Below are 19,436 nucleotides of genomic sequence, written 5' to 3' on the forward strand. Positions count from 1 at the left end.
GGCGGGGGGTAGCCGCGGGGGGGCTGCTGGCCACGGGGGTGACGGGTGCGGGGCACCGGGAGGTCCTCGGCCTGCGGGTGGCAACCTCGGAGACGGGGTCGGCGTGGAACGAGTTCTTCGCCGACCTGGTGACCCGGGGCCTGACCGGAGTCCGCCTGGTCACTTCCGACGCCCACACCGGGCTCAAGGACGCCATCGCCGCGAACCTGCCCGGAGCGACCTGGCAGCGGTGCCGGACCCACTACGCGGCGAACCTGATGGGCATCACCCCCAAGTCCATGTGGCCGGCCGTGAAGGCCATGCTGCACTCGGTGTATGACCAGCCCGACGCCGCCAGCGTGGACGCCCAGTTCGACCGGCTGCTGGACTACGTCAGCGAAAAGCTGCCCGCGGTGGCCGAACACCTCGATGGTGCCCGGGCGGACATCCTGGCGTTCACCACGTTCCCCAAGGACGTGTGGACCCAGATCTGGTCGAACAACCCGGCCGAACGGCTCAACCGCGAGATCCGGCGTCGCACCGACGCCGTGGGCATCTTCCCGAACCGGGCAGCGATCGTGCGCCTGGTCGGGGCGGTGCTGGCTGAGCAGACCGATGAGTGGGCCGAGGGCCGCCGCTACCTCGGCCTCGAGGTGTTGGCCCGCTGCCGCCTCACCACCGTGGACGACACCGGGAACGAGGTGAACGCCGAACCGGAAACCACCCTCGAACTCAGCGCCTAGCAGCACCAATGGAGGATCAGAGCGTTACACCACTACTCGGGACTTGACCTGTAGGGCGGATCGATGTAGATGCAGTCCACGCGTCCCTCGTAGCGAGGCAGGAGGGCCTTGAGGGCCTCGAGGTTGTCCCCATGGATGATCATGTTGGGGGAGTCGTTGTCCGTCTCGCTCTGGCCGACCTCGTCGAACGAGTACTTCCGGTCCAGCACTCGCAGGGGAACGTCGAGATGGTGGGTGATGACCTTGTCTTTGCCCACCCAGGTCAGCTCGGGCATGAGTGTCCTCTCTTCGCATGCGACCGCACGTCTTGGTCCGACTGCCGACACCGTACCGGGCCTGGCAGACACAGTAGCGGGCACCGCTCATGAGCAACCCCTAGGCTCGAGCCATGGCAGACATGACCTGGCGGAAGGCGATCCTCCGCGCCCTCAACGACCTCGGCGGCGAGGCGCACTACGCGGACATCGCTCAGGAGATCATCGACCGCGGATACCGGTCGAAGGACAGCATCGGTGCGACGCCGGCCAACACGGTGGCCGCCAACATCTCCATGCACCTCAAGGAGCAGCTGCTCAAGGTCTCACCTGGCCGCTACCGCCTCCTGGATGAGAAGCCGTCGACGACGTCGCTGGCGGGGGATGCCGACCAGCCGGTCGCGCAGCCCCCGTCGGTGGCTCCAGGCGAGGGAGCCGCCGACGACGACATGGGCCTCATCAACGCCTTCGGCATGTTCTGGCGGCGCGAGGAGGTCCACTGGCAGGGCAAGGCCACCCGCCTCCGTGGTGTGCAGCAGGACGGGGCAACTCCCACGGACTTCGCAGGACAGGCCGGGGTGTACATCCTCTACGACGGCAACCGCGTCGTGTACGTCGGCAGGGTGACCGCCACTCGCCTGGGGCACCGTCTTGCGGAGCACACGCGTGACCGCCTCTCCGCGCGGTGGGACCGCTTCTCCTGGTTCGGGGTCCGCCCCGTCGAGGAGAACGGCACCCTCGGAGCGGTGCCGGCAGCCGGGATCGGCGTGGACACCCTCATCGCCACGATGGAGGCGTTGCTGATCGAGGGGATCGAGCCCCCGCAGAATCGCCGCCAGGGTGACGGCTTCAACGCTGTGGAGTTCATCCAGGCGGCGGATCCCGACATCGAAGAGCGGCGGCGAAGCGAACTTATCGGCCACCTGCTCTCGCGTGGGGGCCGATGAGAAGCTGGCGGTCGGCGTCTTGGCGGAGGGGTGATGGGGACTCGTCAGCCCGACACTGACACCGTGACTTACAGTTGTCACTGTGAATTGGTCATCTGACGCTCTGACGGCCACCCTCGAAGCCCTCCGCGCGCGTCGTGGCGACACCACCTCGGTCGAGGTCGAGCGGGCCACGGGCGGCGTCCCCTCCATGCCGGAGACGCTCTGCGCCTTCGCCAACATGCCCGACGGCGGAACGGTCATCTGCGGCGTCGACGAGGCTCATGGTGAGTTCCGCGTGGTGGGCGTGCCCGACGTCGCCACGCTGGAGGCGGGCCTCGTGGCCCAGGCGCGCGAGGCTGTCACACCCAGCCCGACCGTCCTTCCCCAGGTCTTCCGCCTGGAGGGCAAGGACGTGCTCGTCGTCCACGTGGTGCCCCTGCGCCTCACGGACCGGCCCGCCACGGTGCGAGGGCAGGCCTACCTCCGGCAGTCCGACGGCGACTACGTGATGCACGCGCATGAGCTGCGCATGCTGGAGGTCGCCAAGCTCCACTCGGACGAGCGCGTGGATTACGACGTCAAGCCCGTCACGGGGATGAGCGAGGAGGACCTGGTCCCCGATCTCGTGGCCGACTACGTGGCGGCCGTGCGCGAGCGGGACCGTCGCCTCCGCGACCGCACCCACCACGAGATCCTCCGCCAGACCAACGTCCTCACCGCCATCGGCGAGCCCACCCTGGCCGGCCTCTACGCCCTCGGTGATTACCCGCAGGGCCGCTATCCGGGGCTCACCGTCACCGCGGCCGTCCAGGTGCGCGGGGGAGAGGGGCAGACGCGCAGCCGCAACCTCACGGACTTCACCGGGCCGGTCCCCGTGCTGCTCGACGAGGTGATGGCCTGGGTGCGCCAGAACCTCGGGACCGAGCACGTGTACCGCCCCGACGGTCAGCTCGAGCGCCGCCCCGAGCTCCCGCTCGCCGCCGTCCGTGAACTCCTCGGCAACGCCCTCGTGCACCGCGACCTCGGCCCCGACACCCTCGGCGCGGGCAAAGCCATCCAGATGCGGCTCACGGACCGGGCCCTGTTCATTCAGAGCCCGGGCGGCCGCCGCGGAGTGTCACTCACCCAGCTCGAAAGTGACGAACATGCCCAGGCCGCCGTCAATCAGCGGCTGTACCAGATCGCCAAGAAGCTCACGACGCCGGACGGCGCCTCCGTCATCGAGGGCGAGGGGGGCGGCATCCACGAGGTGTTCCGGTCCGCTCGTCAGTGGGGGCTGGGCCGGCCTCAGCTCATCGACACGGGCGTCCAGTTCAAGGCCCTCCTCTGGCGGCCGCGGCCCGAGGGGGCTCTGCCGCATCGGCGGGAGCCGGCTGTGGAGGTAGCGCGGACCTCTCCCGCGGAGGTGACGCCCGGGGCGAAGGCAGGGACACCGTCGTCGACCGTGCCGTCCAGTTCCGTGCCGACCCGCCACGAGGGGCGCGTCCTCGGCGCCCTGGCCGCGGGGGAGGCGGTGGGCATCCGCGACCTGGAGGAGGCCACCATGCTGACCGCGCGGCAGATCCGCTACGCGCTCCGCCAGCCGCTGCTCGACGGGCTGGTGGAGATGACCGGCGGTCAGGGCCACAAGGACACCCGGTACCGACTGGTGTCGGCCAGAGGGGCGGGAGACTGACACTGCCGCTCTTGAGAGCCCCCCTTGGTGGTCGACTGTGAGTCTGAAGTGTCAATCTGTCGATGTGGATCCGTCCCATGAGCAGAATGAGGTCCTATGCCGCACTCTGATCCGGTTCCCGAGCCGTTCGTCCTGACTCTTGGGTCGGTGCTCGACGCCGCTGGCCTGGACCCGCACGAGGTTCTTGCCATCCGTCACACATACAAGGCGGATGGGCTGCCGTCGCGGGCGGCGGCCACGCCGGAGCGCGTGCTCGCCTACACGCGGGAGCAGCACCACGTGGGGAAGTTCCCGAAGGAGCCCGCCCGCCACTGGCTGATCTTCATGGGGGAGGGCGGGCGTCGTTCTCGCCTCACCGCCGTGTACGAGAACCGCGGGGAGGCCGTGGCTGAGCGCACGGAGCGTTACCGGTACTACGACGTTGCGCCGGTGCCGCTGCTGGCCTCCCTCGAGGAGCGCCTGGTGGTGGAGTGGTCCGCGGACCCCGTGAACTGGGCCAAGCGGGGCCCCCTGGCGGCGCGATTCCCCGTCCTGGAGATCGCCGACCCCACCACCGAGGCGTTCCCCGGCTTCGACCACGTGCTGCTCAGCTACGGGGACCTGCAGTCAATGGTGACCGAGACCCGCTACGCAGGCTGGCGCACCGCCCTGGAGGCCGTACGCGGGATCTACCTGATCGCCGACGAGACCGCGGGCCAGTGCTACGTCGGCAAGGCCGACGGTGAGCGTGGTGTGCTCGGACGGTGGGAGGCCTACGCCCGTGACGGGCATGGCGGGAACGTCGCCCTCCGGGATGCCCTGGAGCTCGACCCCGACCAGCCGGAGCGGTACACGTTCAGCCTGTTGCGCGTGTTCGGCTCCAATACCCCGCAGGCCCAGATCGACGCCGCGGAGAAGCACTACAAGGAGGCTCTGATGACGCGCCGGTTCGGGCTGAACCGGAACTGAACGGACTCCGTTGTCCTGGGGGAGAGGGCGAAGGTCAGACGGGAGGGGGGATGGATTGCCCCCGCCGAGCCTCGGGGACGAGGGCAAGTGCGCCATCCAGGCACTGTAGCCACCGCTGAATTCCTCGAATATGACCGCCCACGAGCACACGGGGCATCCGCAAGCCGCCCGCATTGATGTCGTCGCGCGGGCCGAGGTCGTCGAGGCGGGCGGGCCAGGTCTGATGGGTGTGAACGGCCTCCCCGGAACCGGCAAGACGACGATGCTCCGGGACATCCTGGCGTCCAACGTTGTCGAACGAGCACGCCGATTGTCGGCGTGTGAGAACCCACTCGACGCCCTCACCGAACGCACCCATGAGTGGACCGGCGAGGACAGGATGCGACGACGGGCGCGCGAACTCCGGCCTGAGGTGGCCGGCCTCGAAAGGGTGGTGGCCTCGGCGAACAACGCGGCCGTGGAGAACCTCTCCGAGGAGATTCCACAGCGGAGCGCCATCAAGGACAGCCGGAACGTGGATGCGGACTACTTCGCCTGCCTGTCCACCGCCGCCTTGGGCGGAAGCGGCGGGGAAGAGGACGCCCTGGGTGAGGACAGCTTGACGTCGGAGCAGCCGGGCGCCTCGGGCCTGGCCACTGCGCCGATGGCAACGGCACCGACTCCGCCCCGCTCCGCGCGCAGGCGGCCGACGAGGGGGTAGTGCTGCTCGGGGTCCTTCTGGAGGGCCCGGACCGGCCCGGGGCGCACGGGGCGCACGGGGCCGGCCGGACCAGCCTACGGATCGGACGACTCAGCCCTGGGCCGCCACGACGTCCTCGTCGACCCAGTCGCGGGAGCGTTCCACGGCCTTCTTCCACAGCCGCAGGGCGCGCTCAGCCTCCTCCTCGTCCATGGTGGGCTTCCAGCGCTTGTCCTCCTCCCAGTTGGCCACGAGCTCGTCCTGGGACGCCCAGAACCCCACCGCCAGGCCTGCGGCGTAGGCGGCGCCGAGGGCGGTAGTCTCGATGACCTTGGGGCGCACGACGGGCACGCGCAGCAGGTCCGCCTGGAACTGCATGAGCAGCTCGTTGGCGACCATGCCACCGTCGACCTTCAGTTCGGTGAGGTCGACGCCGGAGTCCGCGTTCATGGCGTCCAGGACCTCGCGGCTCTGGAAGGCCGTGGCCTCGAGTGCCGCGCGGGCGATGTGCCCCTTGTTGACGTAGCGGGTCATGCCCACCATGGCGCCGCGGGCCGTGGCGTCCCAGTGCGGGGCGAAGAGGCCGGAGAACGCGGGGACGAAGTACACGCCGCCGTTGTCCTCCACACCGGCGGCCAGGGTCTCGACCTCCGGGGCGCTGCCGATCATGCCGAGGTTGTCCCGCAGCCACTGGATCAGCGAGCCGGTGACGGCGATCGAGCCCTCCAGCGCGTACACCGGCTTCTGGTCGCCAATGCGGTACGCCACCGTGGTGAGCAGGCCGTTGTCCGAATGCACCGGCTCCTCGCCGGTGTTGATCAGCATGAAGTTGCCGGTGCCGTACGTGTTCTTGGCCTGGCCGACCTCGAAGCACGCCTGGCCGAAGGTCGCCGCGTGCTGGTCGCCCAGGATGCCGGTGATCGGCGTCTCGCGCAGCAGCTGCTGGCCAGACACGGTGCCCACCTCGGCGGAGGAGCTGACGATCTCCGGGAGCATGGACATCGGGATGCCCATGTCCGCGCAGATCTCCTCGTTCCAGTCGAGGGTGTCCAGGTTCATCAGCATGGTGCGGGAGGCGTTGGTGACGTCGGTGACGTGCCGGCCGCCCTCGCCGCCGCCGGTGAGATTCCACACGAGCCACGAGTCCGTGGTGCCGAAGATGAGGTCGCCGTTCTCGGCGGCCTCCCGGGCACCGTCCACGTTCTCCAGAATCCAGGCCACCTTGGGGCCGGAGAAGTATGTGGCCAGGGGCAGCCCGACGCGCTCCTTGTAGCGGTCCGCGCCGACGTCGCCGGCCAGGCGCTCGCAGAGGCGGTCGGTGCGGGTGTCCTGCCACACGATGGCGTTGTACACCGGCTTGCCGGTCCTGCGGTCCCACACCACGGTGGTCTCACGCTGGTTCGTGATGCCCACGGCGGCGACGTCGTGCCGGGTCACCTCGGCGCGGGCCAGGGCCTCGCCGATGACCTCGCGGGTGTTCGTCCAGATCTCCACTGGGTCGTGCTCCACCCAGCCGGCGCGCGGGAAGATCTGCTCGTGTTCGTGCTGACCAGTGGACACGATGGCCCCACTGTGGTCGAAGAGGATCGCGCGCGTGGACGTGGTGCCCTGGTCGATGGCCATCACGTAGCGGGGGGTGGTCATGTCCTACTCCTTCGGAGGTGGTCACGGGGGTGTGGGGGTGGCGGGCACGTTCCCGCAGGGGAACGTGCCCGCCGGGGTTGGACGGGCAGACCGCTCAGACGAACAGAGGCGCGGCGAGGCCGGCCAGGACGGCGCCGACGAGCGGGCCGACGATCGGCACCCAGGCGTAGCCCCAGTCCGAGCCGCCCTTGTGCCGGATCGGCGCGACGGCGTGGAACAGGCGGGGGCCCAGGTCGCGCGCCGGGTTGATGGCGTACCCCGTGGGGCCGCCCAGGCTCGCGCCGATCGCGACGACGAGCAGGGCCACCGCGAGCGGGCCGAGCCCGGAGGGGGTGGAGCCGAAGAGCAGGATCACGAACACCAGGACGAACGTGGCGATCACCTCGGTGACCATGTTCCACAGCGGGTTGCGGATCTCGGGACCTGTGGCGAACGTGCCCAGGATCGCGCCCTGGTCCGTCTCCGCCTGGTAGTGGTCGCGGTAGGCCAGCCAGGCCAGGGCCGCGCCGAGGAAGGCGCCGATCAGCTGCGCCGCGAAGTACGCGAGCGTGGTGCCGAGGGTCACGGCGATGCCGGGGGCGTACTCCTCGGCGCCGCTGACGAGCAGGCCGACGGTCACGGCGGGGTTCAGGTGCGCACCGGTCGCGGCAGCGACGTAGACGCCCGCGAAGACGCCCAGCCCCCAGCCGAAGCTGATGAGCAGCCAGCCTCCGCCGTTGCCCTTGGTCTTCATCAGGACGACGTTGGCGACGACGCCGACGCCGAGCAGGAGGAGGATGGCCGTGCCGGCGATCTCATGCAGGAAGATCGTGCCCATGGACGGGCTCCTTTCCGTGGACGGGGGCGGCGTCGGCAGCTGCGAGCGCGGCGGCGGCGGTGACGTCGTCGTGGGCGGTCTCGCCGCGGAGGCGGGCGGCGACGAGGTCCTTGTACGCCCGGATCTCACCGGCGATGCGCTCTTCATCCCAGCCCAGCTCGGGGGCCACGAGGGACGCGATCTCCGCGGCCGCCGCGACGCCGCGGTCACGGACCTCGGTGGACAGGCGCGTGCGGCGCTCGATGACGTCGTCCAGGTGGACGACGCCCTCGGCCCGGGCCGCGTAGACGATCTCGGCGCGCAGATAGCGCGGCGCCTCGGCGAGAGGGACGCTCAGGGACGGGTCGGCGTCGATCAGGTCGAGCACGTGGCGCAGCACGGTGCCGTAGCGGAACAGGAGCCGGTCCACGCGGGCCTCGTCCAGGCCGTAGTCGGCGGCGATGCGGTCCGCCTCCGCCTCGATCTCCGAGTAGCCGAGGCCGCCGAGCACGGGGATGTGCTCGGTGAGGCTGGGACGGGTCGGGTGGGTCTCGCGCACCACGAAGTCCACGACGTCCTCGGCCATGGCCCGGTACGTGGTCCACTTGCCGCCGGCCACGGCGGTGAGGCCGGGGGCCACCTCGGTGACGGTGTGCTCACGGGAGATCTTGGTGGAGCCGCCGTCGGATCCGGTGACCGGCTGCAGGAGCGGGCGCAGGCCGGCGTACGTGGCGATCACGTCGTCACGCGTGAGGTCCTCCTTCAGCACCGCGTTGGCGTGCTCGAGGATGTAGTCGATGTCGTCCGCGGTGGTGGCCGGATGGGCCACGTCCTCCGCCCACGGGGTGTCCGTGGTGCCGATCACCCAGTACTCGTCCCACGGGATGAGGAACAGCACGGACTTCTCCGTCTTGGTGATCACGCCGGTGGCGGCGTCGGCGCGGATGCGGTCGCGCGGGACGGTGATGTGGGCGCCCTTGGAGGCGAGCACCTCGAGGCCGCCGTCGGCCCCGGCCAGCTCCTGCTGCTCCTGGGTCCACACGCCCCCGGCCAGGATGACGGCGCGCGCGTGCACGTCGAACTCCTCGCCGGAGGTCTCCTCGCGGACACGCACGCCCTGCACACGGCCGTCGTCGCCGCGCAGGTAGCCGGTGACGGCGGTGTAGTTGGCGGCCACGGCGCCGTGGTCCACGGCGGATCGCACGAGCATCATGGCCAGGCGGGCGTCGTCGAACTGGGCGTCGGCGTACTCCACCGCGCCGACGATCTTCTCGTCGTCGAGGGAGGGGAAGGTCGCGGCCATGGAGCGGCGGCTGAGATGGCGGTGCGCGCCCATCGCGCGGCGGCGGCCGAGCGACTGCATGGCGTCGTACATGGTGACGCCGGCGCCGATGAAGCCGCGGTCGATCACCTTGTGGAAGAACGGGAAGACGAAGCGCAGGGGACGCACCAGGTGGGGCGCGGTCTGGGTGAGCAGCAGGTCGCGCTCCCGCAGCGCCTCGTACACCAGCTTGACGTCCAGCATCTCGAGGTAGCGCAGGCCACCGTGCATGAGGCGGGAGGAGCGGGACGAGGTCCCGGAGGCCCAGTCGCGGGCCTCGACGATGCCCACGTCGAGGCCGCGGGTGGCCGCGTCGAACGCGGCGCCCACGCCGGTGGAGCCGCCGCCCACGACCAGGATGTCGAGGGGGGCCTCCGGGCTGGTGGCCCGGAGGCGGGCGAGGTGGTCCTCCCGCGTGGCGGCGGAGAGGGGGACGGTTCGCAGGGTCGGCATGGGGGGTTGCTCCTTTATCAGTGGAAGCACAGTGTAGTGGCGTGGCTCACGATACCCAGTATCAGCGCGAGCCGAGGTCCATGATGTCACTCCCGGGTCGCGGGTGCCCACGCGCCGGGTACGGTCTCGCGGAACCCGAGCCGCTCGCACAGGGCCACGTCGGTGCGCGTGGAGGTGGCCCGTCTCGCACGGTCCCCGGGCTGTGGCACCTCACCCTGTTCCGCTGGAACGAGGGCGGAGCGCCCCGGGTGACGCGCGCCCACGGGTGAGGCCTCGCCCCTACACTCCGACCATGGACATCACCGTCGGCGCCGTCGGCCGCGCCTCGCTCTCGGACTGGGAGCAGGAATGCTGCGGTGACCCGATCGCCGTGGGGGAAGTCCACGAGCTGATCCTGCTGCCCTCCCGGGGAGTGAGTCAGGCTGGGCCCCTGGCCTCTGCAGGCTGGGTCGTCACCCATCACGACGACGGCAGCCCCGCCGGGTCGATCCCGTTGCGTCGTGTGCGGGCCGTGGTGAGGGCGGCACACGAGGTGTGGCCCTCGGGGCGGCTCGCCGAGATCGACCGCGTCCCCGGCCACGCTGACCTGACGATCCTTGAGCCAGAGGAGGCCACCGGCCTCGGCTTGGGGGAGGTCGTCTACGTCGGCGCCTACGAGCCGGTGCTCCCCGAGACTCCCCGCCCTGACGAGTGGCCTCTCGACCTGGAGATCCTCGAGGACCTCGGTCCGCACACCTGGTGAGCCTCGCGAGTCCACCCCCTCACGGTCTCGAGCTGCATGGGGTGAGCGTAGAAGTCCGTTCGTCGTCATAGATGGCCCCTCACCCCCCGGTCGCTCGCGAGCATCGCGTAGACGAGGGTGTCCGTCCACTCGCCCTTGCTCCACAGGTCCTGCCGGTGGTGTGCCTCTCGACGCATCCCGAGCATCTCGGCCAGTCGGGCGGACGCCGTGTTGCGGGCATCCATCTGTGCCACTACCCGGTGCAGGCCAGACGTCTCGAACCCCAGGTCCAGCAGCGCAGCCGCGGCCTCCCGGGCGAAGCCTTGACCGGCATGTCGCGGATCCAGTGCCCAGCCGATCTCCGCGACACCGCGCTCGCGGTCCGTCAGCCACAGGATCACGTCACCCACGGGGACGCCCGCGTGCTCCACCACCAGGGACGCCGCCCCGGACGGGCCGCCGAGGTCGTCCCACGTGATCCGCTTGGCCAGCTTCGCCCGCGCGGTCGCCTCGTCCCAGGGCTCGTCCAGCAGGTGGCGCACCACCTCGGGCTGCGTGTACATCTCCTGCAGCCAGCCGAAGTCGTCCTCCCGGTGCGGCCGCAGCGTCAGCCGCGCGGTGGGCAACGGCCAGTCAGGGGCGCGGCCGCCCGCAGCCGCGCCCTCCTTGCGCCCCACCGGAGGCGGGGCGTCGACGTCGGCGGGGACCGGCGTCGTCGTGCCGGACGCCCAGTCCTGGCGCAACATTGCGTAGGCCACGGACGCGAGCGGCTCGCCGCCGTCCACGGGCCAGCCGCGCCGGTAGTGCGCCTCCTTGACCCAGCCGGCCCGGCGGAAGGTGCGCAGCATGGGGACGTTGTCCTCGCGGGTCTGGCCCTCGAAGCGGTCCACCGCGGGCATCGTCTCGAAGACGCGCCGGGTGAGCGCGGTGAGGATCTGCGCGCCGAGCCCGCGCCCGCGGAACCGCTCCGCCACGCGCAGGTCGAACAAGGGGGTGGGGTCCGTGAGGTCCTCCAGGCGCACCACGCCGACGCGGCCGTGCTCGGGATGCTCGATCCAGAAGGTGCGGTGGTCCTCATCCTCCCAGGCGCCGCCATCGACGGCCTTCTCCGCCTCCGGCCGGGTGACGCGCGGGCGCGTGTGGAACGGCCACGCGTTCTCGGTGAGCAGGGCGACGAGCGCGTCCCGGTCGGCGCCTGCCGGGTCGAGTGGAGTGAAGGTGACGTCCATGGGGCCGAGAGTAGGGGAGGGGACGTCACCGCCGCCCGTTGCCGTGACCCCATGGCCACGCCCCTCCTCGACCTCGCGGCGCACCGCGCGAGGAAGCCCGGGACGCGCAGGCCGAGATCGGCTGGACCATAGCCCAGGCCCACGCCGGCCGGGGCCGCGCCACCGAGCTGGCCTGTGCCCTGTTGGACCTCGCCTTCGCAGGCCTCGGCGTCCGACCCGTGGAGGCTCACGCCTTCGCGGACAACGCGCCCATCCTGCGCGTGATGGAGAAGGTCGGCCTGCGCCACGAGGGCACCTTCAAGGAGGAGTCACTGCACCGCACCCGCGGCTGGGTGGACGGCGTCACTTACGCGATGCTCGCCTCGGAGCATCGGGCCCGGGGCAGACGGCTTTCCACCTCACGACGCCCAGAAGTACGCAACTCTCTAGACATAACGTTGCGTAAGGTGGCGGCATGAGCAACGATCCGCGCCCGACCCCGTGGGCCGTCGGCTGGGAAGAGCGCCCCTGGGCCGCGGGCCCGGATGACGCCGGGCTGCGCTCCCGCAGCGCTCGCGTGCGCGCCTCGGGCCCGTATCGAGCCGCGCTCCCGGCCCGCATCGCCCGACTCGGGCTCGACCTGCCCTCTGATCTGGCGACCGAGGTCGAGGAGGCGACGGCCGCCGTCGTGCGCTTCGATGCTGAGATCAGCCACGCCCTCCCGGGGCTCACCGGCGAGATCGCCCCGATCGACGCGGTGCTCCTGCGCACTGAGTCCGCGTCCTCCTCGCAGATCGAGCACATCACCGCGGGCGCGCGAGCCCTCGCCCTGGCGACTCTCGGCGAACGCACCCGCCCGAACGCAACGCTCGTGGCGGCGAACGTGAGGGCCATGGGCGCTGCTTCCCGGCTGGCCGCCGACCTCGACGAGCCCGCCCTGCTGGCCGCCCATCGTGCCCTCATGGACGGTCAGGAGCATGCCCGGCCGGGCGCCTACCGCGATGCGCAGGGGTGGATCGGGGGCGGGGTGCCCACGCCGCACACGGCGCAGTTCGTCCCGCCCCACCCGGAGCGCCTGCGTGCCGGGATGGACGATCTCTTCGCCTACCTGCGCCGCACGGACGTGCCCGCCCTCGTGCAGGCCGCCATCGCGCACGCCCAGTTCGAGACCATCCACCCGTTCGCGGACGGCAACGGCCGCACCGGGCGCGTCCTCGTGCACGCCGTGTTGCATCGGGCCGGCGCGATCACCCGTATGGGGGTGCCCCTCTCCGCGGGACTCCTCACGGACACGGCCGGATACTTCGACGCCCTCACCGCCTACCGCGACGGCGACCCCGCGCCCATCGTGCGCCGCTTCGCGCAGGCCGCCCTGGCCGCCGTCGGCAACGGCCGAGAGCTCGTCGCGGACCTGGACGAGGCCCTGACCGGCTGGCGCGAGCGGCTCACCGCCCGGCGGGACGCGGCGGTCTGGCGGGCGCTCGCGGTGATCATCGCGCAACCCGCCGTGACCGTGGACCACCTGGCCCAGGTGCTGGGTGTCTCGCGCCCGGCCGCCCAGCGGGCCGTGGACCAGCTTGTCGAGGCCGGTGTGCTGCAGCCGGTCTCCAGCCAGCGTCGGAACCGGGTGTGGCTGGCCACCGAGGTGCTCGCCTGTCTGGACGAGTTCGCCGCGCGTGCGGGCCGGCGGGGTTGACCGGGTGTGGACTACCGGGCTGACCAGCCTCATGCCGCGTGTAGTGTCCCGGCCATGGTCAGGCGAACACACGAGGTGAGGCCCGCGGGATGACTCGCGGTCCGTCAGCCACAGGATCACGTCCCCACGGGCATGCCCACGTTCCCCACCACCAGAGACACCGATCCGGCAGGGCCAGCCGAGGTCGTCCTCCCGGGGTGGGCGCAGCGTCAGGCGCGCGGTGCGCAACGGCCAGTCAGGGGCGGGGCCGCCCGCAATCGCGCCCTCCCCGCGCTCCACCCGGGACGTCGACGCCGGCTGGGTGCCACGCTTCGACGTCGACGTGCTGGAGGCCGCCCTGCGGCCCGTCCACGAGCGGCCCCGGTGGGAGGAATGGGGGCAGATCGCCGCGCCAACCCTGCTGATCACCGGGGAGAACGGGTACGTGCCCGCCGGAGAGCTGGACGAGATGCGGCGTCGGCGCCCGGATGTGCGGCACGTGCAGGTGCCCGGCGCGGGGCACGACGTGCACCTGGACGCGCCGGAGCGGGTGGCTGAGCTCGTGCGGGGGTTCGCGGCCTGACTGATCTGGGGCAGGATCCCCCCATGGACCACAAGCAGATCCTCCACGACGGGCTGCGCCGCCAGCGTGCGGCCCTCCTCCAGAAGCTCGAGGGCCTCAGCGAGCGCGACGCCCGCCTGCCGCGCACTCCCACCGGCACCAACCTGCTGGGACTGGTCAAGCACGCCGCCGTCGTCGAGCTGGAGTACTTCGGCGAGACGTTCGGCCGCCCCGCCGAGGTGCAGCTGCCCTGGGCGGCGGCGGGGCAGCCGGAGGAGGACAACGTGGACATGTTCGCCGCCGAGGGTGAGTCCCTCGAGGACGTCCTCGAGTTCGCCCGCCGTTGCTTCGCCCACGCGGACGCGACCATCACGGCCCTCGGCGCCGACGCCCCCGGGCGGGTGGCGTGGTGGCCCGACGACAAGGCGGAGGTGACGCTCGCGCAGATCATTGCGCACGTCGCCCTGGACGAGGCCCGGCACGCCGGCCACGCGGACATCCTGCGGGAGCAGATCGACGGGCAGGCCGGCCTGCGCGCCCCGGGGAACAACCTGCCCCCGTGGGACGCCGACCGCTGGGCCGCCCACGTGGACCGTCTGACCGCCATCGCGGAGGGGAGTGGCGGGCCGGGCCGGAACTGAAGGCACATGCCTCCCGTGCCGGTCCTTGGCCTACGGTGTGGCCATGACGAGTACTCCCGCTGCCGCCGTACCCCCTGCCCTCCAGCGCTCATTCGATGCGTGGGCTGCCGCCGGCAGGCCCGCCGACGAGCCCACGCGCTGGTCCTTCGATCACTGGACGGCCCACGTGCCCGACCTGCCCGCCTGCCTCGAGTGTGAGCCGCTGACCCGCGCCGTCGTCACCGGCTACGCCGCGAAGGTGACCGCCGAGGACCGCGCCGTGCAGCGGGACGCCTTCATCGCCGCGATGGTGTGGGGATACGGACGGGTCGGCTACGGCCCCTCCCGGGTGGAGCGCATCATGGCGCAGCCCGGGTTTGAGGAGCAGCTCGCCGACGTCACCCGCATCACCCTCGAGCAGGGCGGGCCCGCGGCCTTCGAGCACATCCGGCAGCAGCGCAAGAGCGGGGTCGGCTGCCTCAAGCACCTCGGCGCGGCCTTCGGCACCAAGTACCTCTACTTCCTCACCAAGGCCCACCGGGAGTCCGACATCGCCCCCGTCCTCGACTCCGTGGTGCGCGCCTGGTTCGCCGAGCATGTGAAGGACGTCGACGTCCGGATCGGCGGCGGCTGGACCTACCCCGACAGGTACCGGACGTACGTCACGACCATGCAGGCGTGGGGTGAGGAACTCAAGATCCCGGCCGACGACGTCGAGCGGCTCATCTTCCTCCAGCAGCAGGACGCCACCCAGGAGCCCTGGCGGGCGAGCTGGAGTTCCGCCGCCGCGGACCCGGAGGCCGGCGAGCTGCTCGAGGCCCTCCGCCTCGCGCTGGCCGACCTGGGCGCCGGGGACGACGCCGAGCCCCACCTGCAGGCTCTGGAGGACGTCATCGCCGACGCGGAGGACCGGGCGCCCGACGAGGCGTGAAGCCCCGCCCGCCTGTGCGCGGTTGGCGTCGAGATGAACGTGTCCGCTGAGCAGCTGATCGGCGACGAGTCCGGCGTGCACCGCGGCCTGTACCGGCGCGTCGTGGACCACGTCCCGTGGCTACGCGGCTTCGTCTGCGACGACCTCCACAATTTCGGCCCAGAGGACCGGTGGATCTTGGCGCGGTGAGGGCTCAGCGATCCATCGCAAGGGCGCCTACCGTGTCCAGGGCCCTCCGTAGGCTCGAGGCGTAGCCGGGGTAGATGTCCCGGACGAAGAGAGGACATTGGCATGACCACCAAGGCGGGGCTCATCGTGGCCGCTTCCCATGCTCTGCAGAACAGTCCCCAGCTGTTCGCACGCGTCGAGGACGGCGGTGTGGTCATTGGTGGGCGTGGCGGCGAGGTCATGCCGGATTCGACCGGGCTGTACGCGGTTGTCGCGCAGGATCCTGACGCGGCGCGAGCCGAGCTGCGATTGGACACGTCTGTCAGTCGAAGCGATGTGCTTTACATCGGCAAGGCCGAGGGCAGCCTGCGGGCCCGCCTGGAACGCAAGCATTTCGCGGGCGGCGGCACCGCGCACTCCACTCTGCGCCGCACTCTGGCCGCACTCCTGGTGGATCGGCTGGACCTGGAGCCAGTCGCCGTCGCCTCCGCGGGTCGATTCTCCCTCACCCCGGAGAGCGGCGAGCAGCTGACCACCTGGATGCGCCGTCACCTCGCCGTCCGTGTGTGGCAGGCGCCCGCCGGGTTCGCGGAAGTGACACCGCTCGGGGGCATCGAGAAGCCTGTGATCGACACGCACACCCCGCCGTTGAACCTCATCTACGGCGGCACCAGCCCCGAAGCACAGCTGCTCCGCCAGCGCATCCGGAAAGCCCGCACGGCCATGGCGGAGCAGGCGAAGCGCGATGTGGACGTGGTGGAAGTCCATTCGTCGGCGCGCGCGACCGTCGGCGACTTGTTCCGCCGCCGCCGCCCCCGCCAGTACGGGCTGCGGGGAAGCATCGGTCTCTGGGAGGAGCTCGCTGAACGGCTCGACGACACCCCCATGCCCACCAGTGAGTATGAACTCGGCCGGCTCCTGCGCGATGCGCTCGATCGCTCCCTCGAGGGGGCCGAGCCTTACGACGAGGACAAGGTCAATGTGGAGCGGTTCAACCGCGGAGGCATGAGTCAGGGCCTCGTCCATCTGCCCTGGTGGGAGGACCAGGCCATCCCCCTCCTCCTCGACCGCTGGGGAGCCTGGGCGGACACCCGGGGTCTCCTCGGCCCGGAGGACTACATCGGGAGCTGGTGACCCGACAGTGTGTGGTGCCTGCCGCCGTCCTCGATGGCCTCCTTCGCCACCGGCCGGGTGACGTGGGGCGCACAGGGAAGGGCCACGTGTTGCCGGTGAGCAGCGCAATGAGCTCCGCGCGGTCCGCGCCGGCGGGGTCGAGACGGGTGATGGCGACGGTCATGGGGCGAGGGTGGGCGCCGGCATCATGGGCGCCTCCCCACCCGGACCCCTTCCGAGTCCGACACAATGCATACATCCATGCATGCATCCGATTACTCTGGCCCGCATGACTCCACTCTCCGACCCCTTATGGGGCAGTCGTGCCACGGCTGCCGGCCGCCTGGCCCACGACGTCGCCTGGCGCATCGTCCGCGGTGAGATCGCCGCGGGGGAGATGCTCACCGAGGTCCAGCTCTCCACGGAGGCCGGCATCTCCCGGACGCCGGCCCGGGAGGCCCTCCTCCAGCTCGAGCGCTGGGGCCTGGTGCGGCTCCTCCCCAAGAAGGGCGCGGCCGTGCAGGCCCTCACGCCGCAGAGCGTGGCCGACCTCACGGCCCTGCGCGGCCTCCTCGAGTCCACCGCCCTCGCCACGGTCGCCGCGCGGCCCGACGCCGTCGGGCCCCTCGTCGCCACGCTCACCGCCAACCTGGAGCAGCAGCGCGCCGCCCTGGACGCCGGCGACCTCGCTGCCTTCTCCGCGCTGGACGTGCGCTTCCACCGGGACGTGATCGCCACGTGCGGCAACGCCGCCTTCGACGAGGTCGTGCGCACCTTCGCCCCCCGCCTGGCACGCCTGATCCACGCCGCCACCGGCGGATCCGTCGACGCCGCCCGCCGCCTCCTCGATGGGCACGCCGAGATCTGCGCCCAGCTGGCCGCCGGGCGCGCCGCAGACGCCCAGCGCGCCCTGCAGGCGCACCTCGACGCCGCGGGGAGCGGCGTCGTCCCCGGCCTGCCGCCAGTGGGCCCGTCCGAGGCAGGTGAACCCCGATGATCGAGGGCCTGCTGATCCTGCTGCTCTGCCAGCTGGCGGGCACGCTCGTGGCCGACACGCTGCACCTGCCGATCCCCGGGGCCGTGCTGGGCATGCTCCTGCTGCTCGGCCTGCTCGCGTGGCGCCGGCCGGCCGAGGACGCGCCGGTGATGACGGCGAGCCATCACCTGCTCCAGCACCTGCCGCTGCTGTTCGTCCCGGCGGGCGTCGGCGTCGTCGCGGTGCTGGGCCTCATCGAGGAACACCGGGCGCTGATGCTGGTCGGCTTCGTGGTGCCCTGGCTGCTGGGGCTGGTGGTCACCGCCGGCGTCGCCGCCCCGCTCGCCCGCCGCCTCACGGACAAGGAGGACGCACAGTGAACGCCGCCGAACTCACCGACTCCCTCGCCGAGGCCTGGGACGCGCTCCTGCACACACCGCTGTTCGGCATCGCGCTGACCCTCGCCGTCGCCGTGCTCTCCCGCCGTCTGTGGCTCGCCGCCCGGCAGACCGCCCTGCTCACGCCCGTGCTCGTGACGATCGTGCTGGTGGCCGCGTTCCTGGCCCTGACCGGCATCGACTACGAGACCTACATGATCGGCGGCAGTTACCTCACCTTCCTGCTGGGCCCCGCCACCGTGGCCCTCGCCGTCCCCCTCTACCGGGCCGGCCCTGACATCCGGAAGCTGCTCCTGCCGGTCGCCGTCGGGGTCACCGTCGGCTCGCTGACCGCCATGGTGAGCGCCGTGCTGATCGTGCGGGCGATGGGCGGGGACGCCGCGCTGGCCGCCACGTTCGCCCCCAAGTCCGCGACGACGCCGATCGCCATGGCGGTGGCCGACGCCGGCGGCGGGATCGTCTCCCTCGCCGCCGTGCTCCCCGTGCTCACCGGCGTGCTCGGCGCCGTGTTCGCCCCCTGGGTGCTCGACCGGCTGCGCGTGCGCGACCCCCGCGTGCGCGGTCTGGCCATCGGCGTGAGCTCCCACGGCATCGGCACCGCCCGCGCCCTCGCTGAGGGGCCGAAGACCGGTGCGTTCTCCGCCCTCGCCATGGCCTGCTCCGGTGTGCTCACCGCCCTGCTGGCCCCGCTGGTGCTGGCGATGACGGGGTGAGGGGCCGGGCGGCCGCCCCCGGCCGGGCAGCCGCCTCGACCCGCTCCGGCCGCGGCGGCCGCCTTACCGTGTCCGCCCCGCCTGCCACCCTGGTCCTCTTCCTTCCCCGCGGGCCGCCCGCCGGCCCTCGCAGGCGCAGTGACGCGGCCCGGTCCTGCGAACGAGAGGACCCCACCCATGATGGGCCCGTCCCACGCGGCCACCGGCGCCGCGGCCTGGCTGGCGCTCACGCACTGGCAGTCGCCGATCGCCGTGCTGCACCTGCCCGCCGAGCTCCAGCTGCTCGGCGCCGTGACCACCGCCGGCGCGGCCATGATCAGCGACTGGGACCACCCCCGCGCCACCGTCGTCCACGCCCTGCCGCCCCTGACCGAGTGGCTGAGCCGCGGCATCCGCCACGTGGCCGGCGGGCATCGGCGCGGCACACACTCGCTGGTGGGGATCGCGGCGTTCACCGCCGTCGCGACGGCGGCCGCCTCCATCCAGGTGCCGATCGCGGGGCACGTCTACACACCGGGGCAGGGGGTCATCGCCGCGTTCCTGGCGGCCGTGGCCGCCAAGGCCCTCCGACTGCTCCCGAACCGGGGATGGAGGGCCGCGTGGGCACTCGGCATCCTGGTCGCGGTGTCGGCGACCGTCCTCAGCGACGGGCTGTGGTGGATCCCCGCCTCCGTGGCCGTCGGCGTGAGCGTGCACATCCTCGGCGACGCCCTCACCAACAACGGGGTGGCCCTGCTCTGGCCGCTCAGCCCGGAGCCTCCCGCGCGCCTGTGGTGGTGGCAGTCCTCCGGACGGTTCCGGCTTCCCCTGCTCGGCCGGACCGGGTCCTGGCGGGAGTGGGCGCTCGTCTCGGTGGTCACCGCGTTCACCGTGGTGCGGGCCGTGCGGCTCGTCCCGCTCGCCGCTCGGGGGGTGGCGGCACTGTTCTGA

Annotated in this window: 21 protein-coding genes and 1 pseudogene; 17 read left to right on the top strand and 5 right to left on the bottom strand. The window is 71.8% G+C overall.

Annotated features, from left to right (window positions below; translation table 11 throughout):
* Positions 1-722, top strand: a 722-nt coding sequence (locus tag G6R13_RS09060; RefSeq protein ID WP_163721475.1) for an IS256 family transposase, incomplete at its 5' end; no start/stop codon positions are given.
* 32 nt (positions 723-754) lie between these two features.
* Here G6R13_RS09060 and G6R13_RS09065 read toward each other — a convergent pair.
* Positions 755-997 carry a hypothetical protein gene (locus tag G6R13_RS09065; protein ID WP_205521351.1) on the bottom strand — a complete coding sequence of 81 codons (243 nt, stop codon included), beginning with the start codon at positions 995-997 and terminating at the stop codon, positions 755-757.
* A 113-nt stretch (positions 998-1,110) separates the two neighbouring features.
* Here G6R13_RS09065 and G6R13_RS09070 point away from each other — a divergent pair, with 113 nt between their 5' ends.
* The 4 genes from G6R13_RS09070 to G6R13_RS09085 all read left to right on the top strand — a co-directional run bounded on the left by G6R13_RS09070 (position 1,111) and on the right by G6R13_RS09085 (position 5,228).
* The gene (locus G6R13_RS09070; protein ID WP_196773867.1) at positions 1,111-1,923 is read left to right on the top strand and encodes an HTH domain-containing protein; all 813 of its coding nucleotides are present in this window, start codon (positions 1,111-1,113) and stop codon (positions 1,921-1,923) included.
* 82 nt (positions 1,924-2,005) lie between these two features.
* A complete protein-coding gene (locus G6R13_RS09075; RefSeq protein WP_205521352.1) occupies positions 2,006-3,580 on the top strand; it encodes an RNA-binding domain-containing protein in 1,575 nt (524 codons plus the stop codon).
* A 96-nt stretch (positions 3,581-3,676) separates the two neighbouring features.
* Positions 3,677-4,528, top strand: coding sequence for a GIY-YIG nuclease family protein (locus tag G6R13_RS09080; protein WP_163721476.1), 852 nt, complete (start codon positions 3,677-3,679; stop codon positions 4,526-4,528).
* A gap of 130 nt (positions 4,529-4,658) precedes the next feature.
* Positions 4,659-5,228 carry a hypothetical protein gene (locus G6R13_RS09085; RefSeq protein WP_240335731.1) on the top strand — a complete coding sequence of 190 codons (570 nt, stop codon included), beginning with the start codon at positions 4,659-4,661 and terminating at the stop codon, positions 5,226-5,228.
* Positions 5,229-5,318: 90 nt separating this feature from the next.
* On the opposite strand, the gene glpK is transcribed toward G6R13_RS09085, so the two are convergent.
* The 3 genes from glpK to G6R13_RS09100 all read right to left on the bottom strand — a co-directional run bounded on the left by glpK (position 5,319) and on the right by G6R13_RS09100 (position 9,421).
* On the bottom strand, positions 5,319-6,851 hold the full coding sequence (gene glpK, locus G6R13_RS09090; RefSeq protein ID WP_163721477.1) for a glycerol kinase GlpK: 1,533 nt from the start codon (positions 6,849-6,851) through the stop codon (positions 5,319-5,321).
* Between the two features lie 94 nt (positions 6,852-6,945).
* Entirely contained in the window at positions 6,946-7,668 is a 723-nt protein-coding gene (locus G6R13_RS09095) for an MIP/aquaporin family protein (RefSeq protein WP_163721478.1), read from the bottom strand.
* Positions 7,646-9,421: a glycerol-3-phosphate dehydrogenase/oxidase gene (locus tag G6R13_RS09100; RefSeq protein ID WP_163721479.1), complete on the bottom strand. Its 1,776-nt coding sequence runs from the start codon at positions 9,419-9,421 to the stop codon at positions 7,646-7,648. The genes G6R13_RS09095 and G6R13_RS09100 overlap by 23 nt, the downstream gene beginning before the upstream one ends.
* A gap of 292 nt (positions 9,422-9,713) precedes the next feature.
* Between G6R13_RS09100 and G6R13_RS09105 the strand changes: the two genes are divergently transcribed.
* Positions 9,714-10,163, top strand: coding sequence for a hypothetical protein (locus tag G6R13_RS09105; protein ID WP_044659369.1), 450 nt, complete (start codon positions 9,714-9,716; stop codon positions 10,161-10,163).
* A 65-nt stretch (positions 10,164-10,228) separates the two neighbouring features.
* Here the strand turns inward: G6R13_RS09105 and G6R13_RS12490 are convergent, their stop codons facing one another.
* Positions 10,229-11,371, bottom strand: a complete 1,143-nt coding sequence (locus tag G6R13_RS12490; protein WP_044659368.1) for a GNAT family N-acetyltransferase — start codon at positions 11,369-11,371, stop codon at positions 10,229-10,231.
* Positions 11,372-11,481: 110 nt separating this feature from the next.
* Between G6R13_RS12490 and G6R13_RS09115 the strand changes: the two are divergent.
* The 11 genes and pseudogenes from G6R13_RS09115 to G6R13_RS09165 form a co-directional block, all read left to right on the top strand.
* Positions 11,482-11,829: pseudogene (locus G6R13_RS09115) on the top strand (GNAT family protein); the annotation flags it as partial.
* Positions 11,826-13,046, top strand: a complete 1,221-nt coding sequence (locus tag G6R13_RS09120; protein ID WP_060973983.1) for a Fic family protein — start codon at positions 11,826-11,828, stop codon at positions 13,044-13,046. The pseudogene G6R13_RS09115 and the gene G6R13_RS09120, both read left to right, overlap by 4 nt.
* 220 nt (positions 13,047-13,266) lie before the next feature.
* A complete protein-coding gene (locus G6R13_RS09125; RefSeq protein ID WP_049147456.1) occupies positions 13,267-13,608 on the top strand; it encodes an alpha/beta hydrolase in 342 nt (113 codons plus the stop codon).
* Positions 13,609-13,631: 23 nt separating this feature from the next.
* On the top strand, positions 13,632-14,228 hold the full coding sequence (locus G6R13_RS09130) for a DinB family protein (protein WP_044659366.1): 597 nt from the start codon (positions 13,632-13,634) through the stop codon (positions 14,226-14,228).
* A 43-nt stretch (positions 14,229-14,271) separates the two neighbouring features.
* Positions 14,272-15,138, top strand: coding sequence for a hypothetical protein (locus G6R13_RS09135; RefSeq protein ID WP_131661463.1), 867 nt, complete (start codon positions 14,272-14,274; stop codon positions 15,136-15,138).
* A gap of 33 nt (positions 15,139-15,171) precedes the next feature.
* Positions 15,172-15,327, top strand: a complete 156-nt coding sequence (locus G6R13_RS09140) for a hypothetical protein (RefSeq protein ID WP_155643142.1) — start codon at positions 15,172-15,174, stop codon at positions 15,325-15,327.
* A gap of 102 nt (positions 15,328-15,429) precedes the next feature.
* A complete protein-coding gene (locus G6R13_RS09145; protein ID WP_052833440.1) occupies positions 15,430-16,440 on the top strand; it encodes a GIY-YIG nuclease family protein in 1,011 nt (336 codons plus the stop codon).
* Positions 16,441-16,708: 268 nt separating this feature from the next.
* Positions 16,709-17,416: a GntR family transcriptional regulator gene (locus G6R13_RS09150; RefSeq protein ID WP_041104849.1), complete on the top strand. Its 708-nt coding sequence runs from the start codon at positions 16,709-16,711 to the stop codon at positions 17,414-17,416.
* Positions 17,413-17,775 carry a CidA/LrgA family protein gene (locus G6R13_RS09155; RefSeq protein WP_036315546.1) on the top strand — a complete coding sequence of 121 codons (363 nt, stop codon included), beginning with the start codon at positions 17,413-17,415 and terminating at the stop codon, positions 17,773-17,775. Before G6R13_RS09150 ends, G6R13_RS09155 begins: the two co-directional genes overlap by 4 nt.
* Positions 17,772-18,506, top strand: a complete 735-nt coding sequence (locus G6R13_RS09160) for an LrgB family protein (protein WP_044659364.1) — start codon at positions 17,772-17,774, stop codon at positions 18,504-18,506. The genes G6R13_RS09155 and G6R13_RS09160 overlap by 4 nt, the downstream gene beginning before the upstream one ends.
* 177 nt (positions 18,507-18,683) lie before the next feature.
* Entirely contained in the window at positions 18,684-19,436 is a 753-nt protein-coding gene (locus G6R13_RS09165; RefSeq protein WP_044659363.1) for a metal-dependent hydrolase, read from the top strand.

Origin of the sequence: Micrococcus sp. Alg238-R198 (assembly GCF_900537135.1) — a bacterium.
Lineage (GTDB): Bacteria > Actinomycetota > Actinomycetes > Actinomycetales > Micrococcaceae > Micrococcus > Micrococcus luteus.

Bases quoted from the DNA above. Each gene is read 5' to 3' on its own strand.
- G6R13_RS09130 (WP_044659366.1), top strand. From the start codon at position 13,632: ATGGACCACAAGCAGATCCTCCACGACGGGCTGCGCCGCCAGCGTGCG.
- G6R13_RS09100 (WP_163721479.1), bottom strand. From the start codon at position 9,421: ATGCCGACCCTGCGAACCGTCCCCCTCTCCGCCGCCACGCGGGAGGAC.
- glpK (WP_163721477.1), bottom strand. From the start codon at position 6,851: ATGACCACCCCCCGCTACGTGATGGCCATCGACCAGGGCACCACGTCC.
- G6R13_RS09140 (WP_155643142.1), top strand. From the start codon at position 15,172: ATGAACGTGTCCGCTGAGCAGCTGATCGGCGACGAGTCCGGCGTGCAC.
- G6R13_RS09085 (WP_240335731.1), top strand. From the start codon at position 4,659: ATGACCGCCCACGAGCACACGGGGCATCCGCAAGCCGCCCGCATTGAT.
- G6R13_RS09065 (WP_205521351.1), bottom strand. From the start codon at position 997: ATGCCCGAGCTGACCTGGGTGGGCAAAGACAAGGTCATCACCCACCAT.
- G6R13_RS09095 (WP_163721478.1), bottom strand. From the start codon at position 7,668: ATGGGCACGATCTTCCTGCATGAGATCGCCGGCACGGCCATCCTCCTC.
- G6R13_RS09120 (WP_060973983.1), top strand. From the start codon at position 11,826: ATGAGCAACGATCCGCGCCCGACCCCGTGGGCCGTCGGCTGGGAAGAG.
- G6R13_RS09105 (WP_044659369.1), top strand. From the start codon at position 9,714: ATGGACATCACCGTCGGCGCCGTCGGCCGCGCCTCGCTCTCGGACTGG.
- G6R13_RS09070 (WP_196773867.1), top strand. From the start codon at position 1,111: ATGGCAGACATGACCTGGCGGAAGGCGATCCTCCGCGCCCTCAACGAC.
- G6R13_RS09145 (WP_052833440.1), top strand. From the start codon at position 15,430: ATGACCACCAAGGCGGGGCTCATCGTGGCCGCTTCCCATGCTCTGCAG.
- G6R13_RS09150 (WP_041104849.1), top strand. From the start codon at position 16,709: ATGACTCCACTCTCCGACCCCTTATGGGGCAGTCGTGCCACGGCTGCC.
- G6R13_RS09080 (WP_163721476.1), top strand. From the start codon at position 3,677: ATGCCGCACTCTGATCCGGTTCCCGAGCCGTTCGTCCTGACTCTTGGG.
- G6R13_RS09155 (WP_036315546.1), top strand. From the start codon at position 17,413: ATGATCGAGGGCCTGCTGATCCTGCTGCTCTGCCAGCTGGCGGGCACG.
- G6R13_RS09165 (WP_044659363.1), top strand. From the start codon at position 18,684: ATGATGGGCCCGTCCCACGCGGCCACCGGCGCCGCGGCCTGGCTGGCG.
- G6R13_RS12490 (WP_044659368.1), bottom strand. From the start codon at position 11,371: ATGGACGTCACCTTCACTCCACTCGACCCGGCAGGCGCCGACCGGGAC.
- G6R13_RS09135 (WP_131661463.1), top strand. From the start codon at position 14,272: ATGACGAGTACTCCCGCTGCCGCCGTACCCCCTGCCCTCCAGCGCTCA.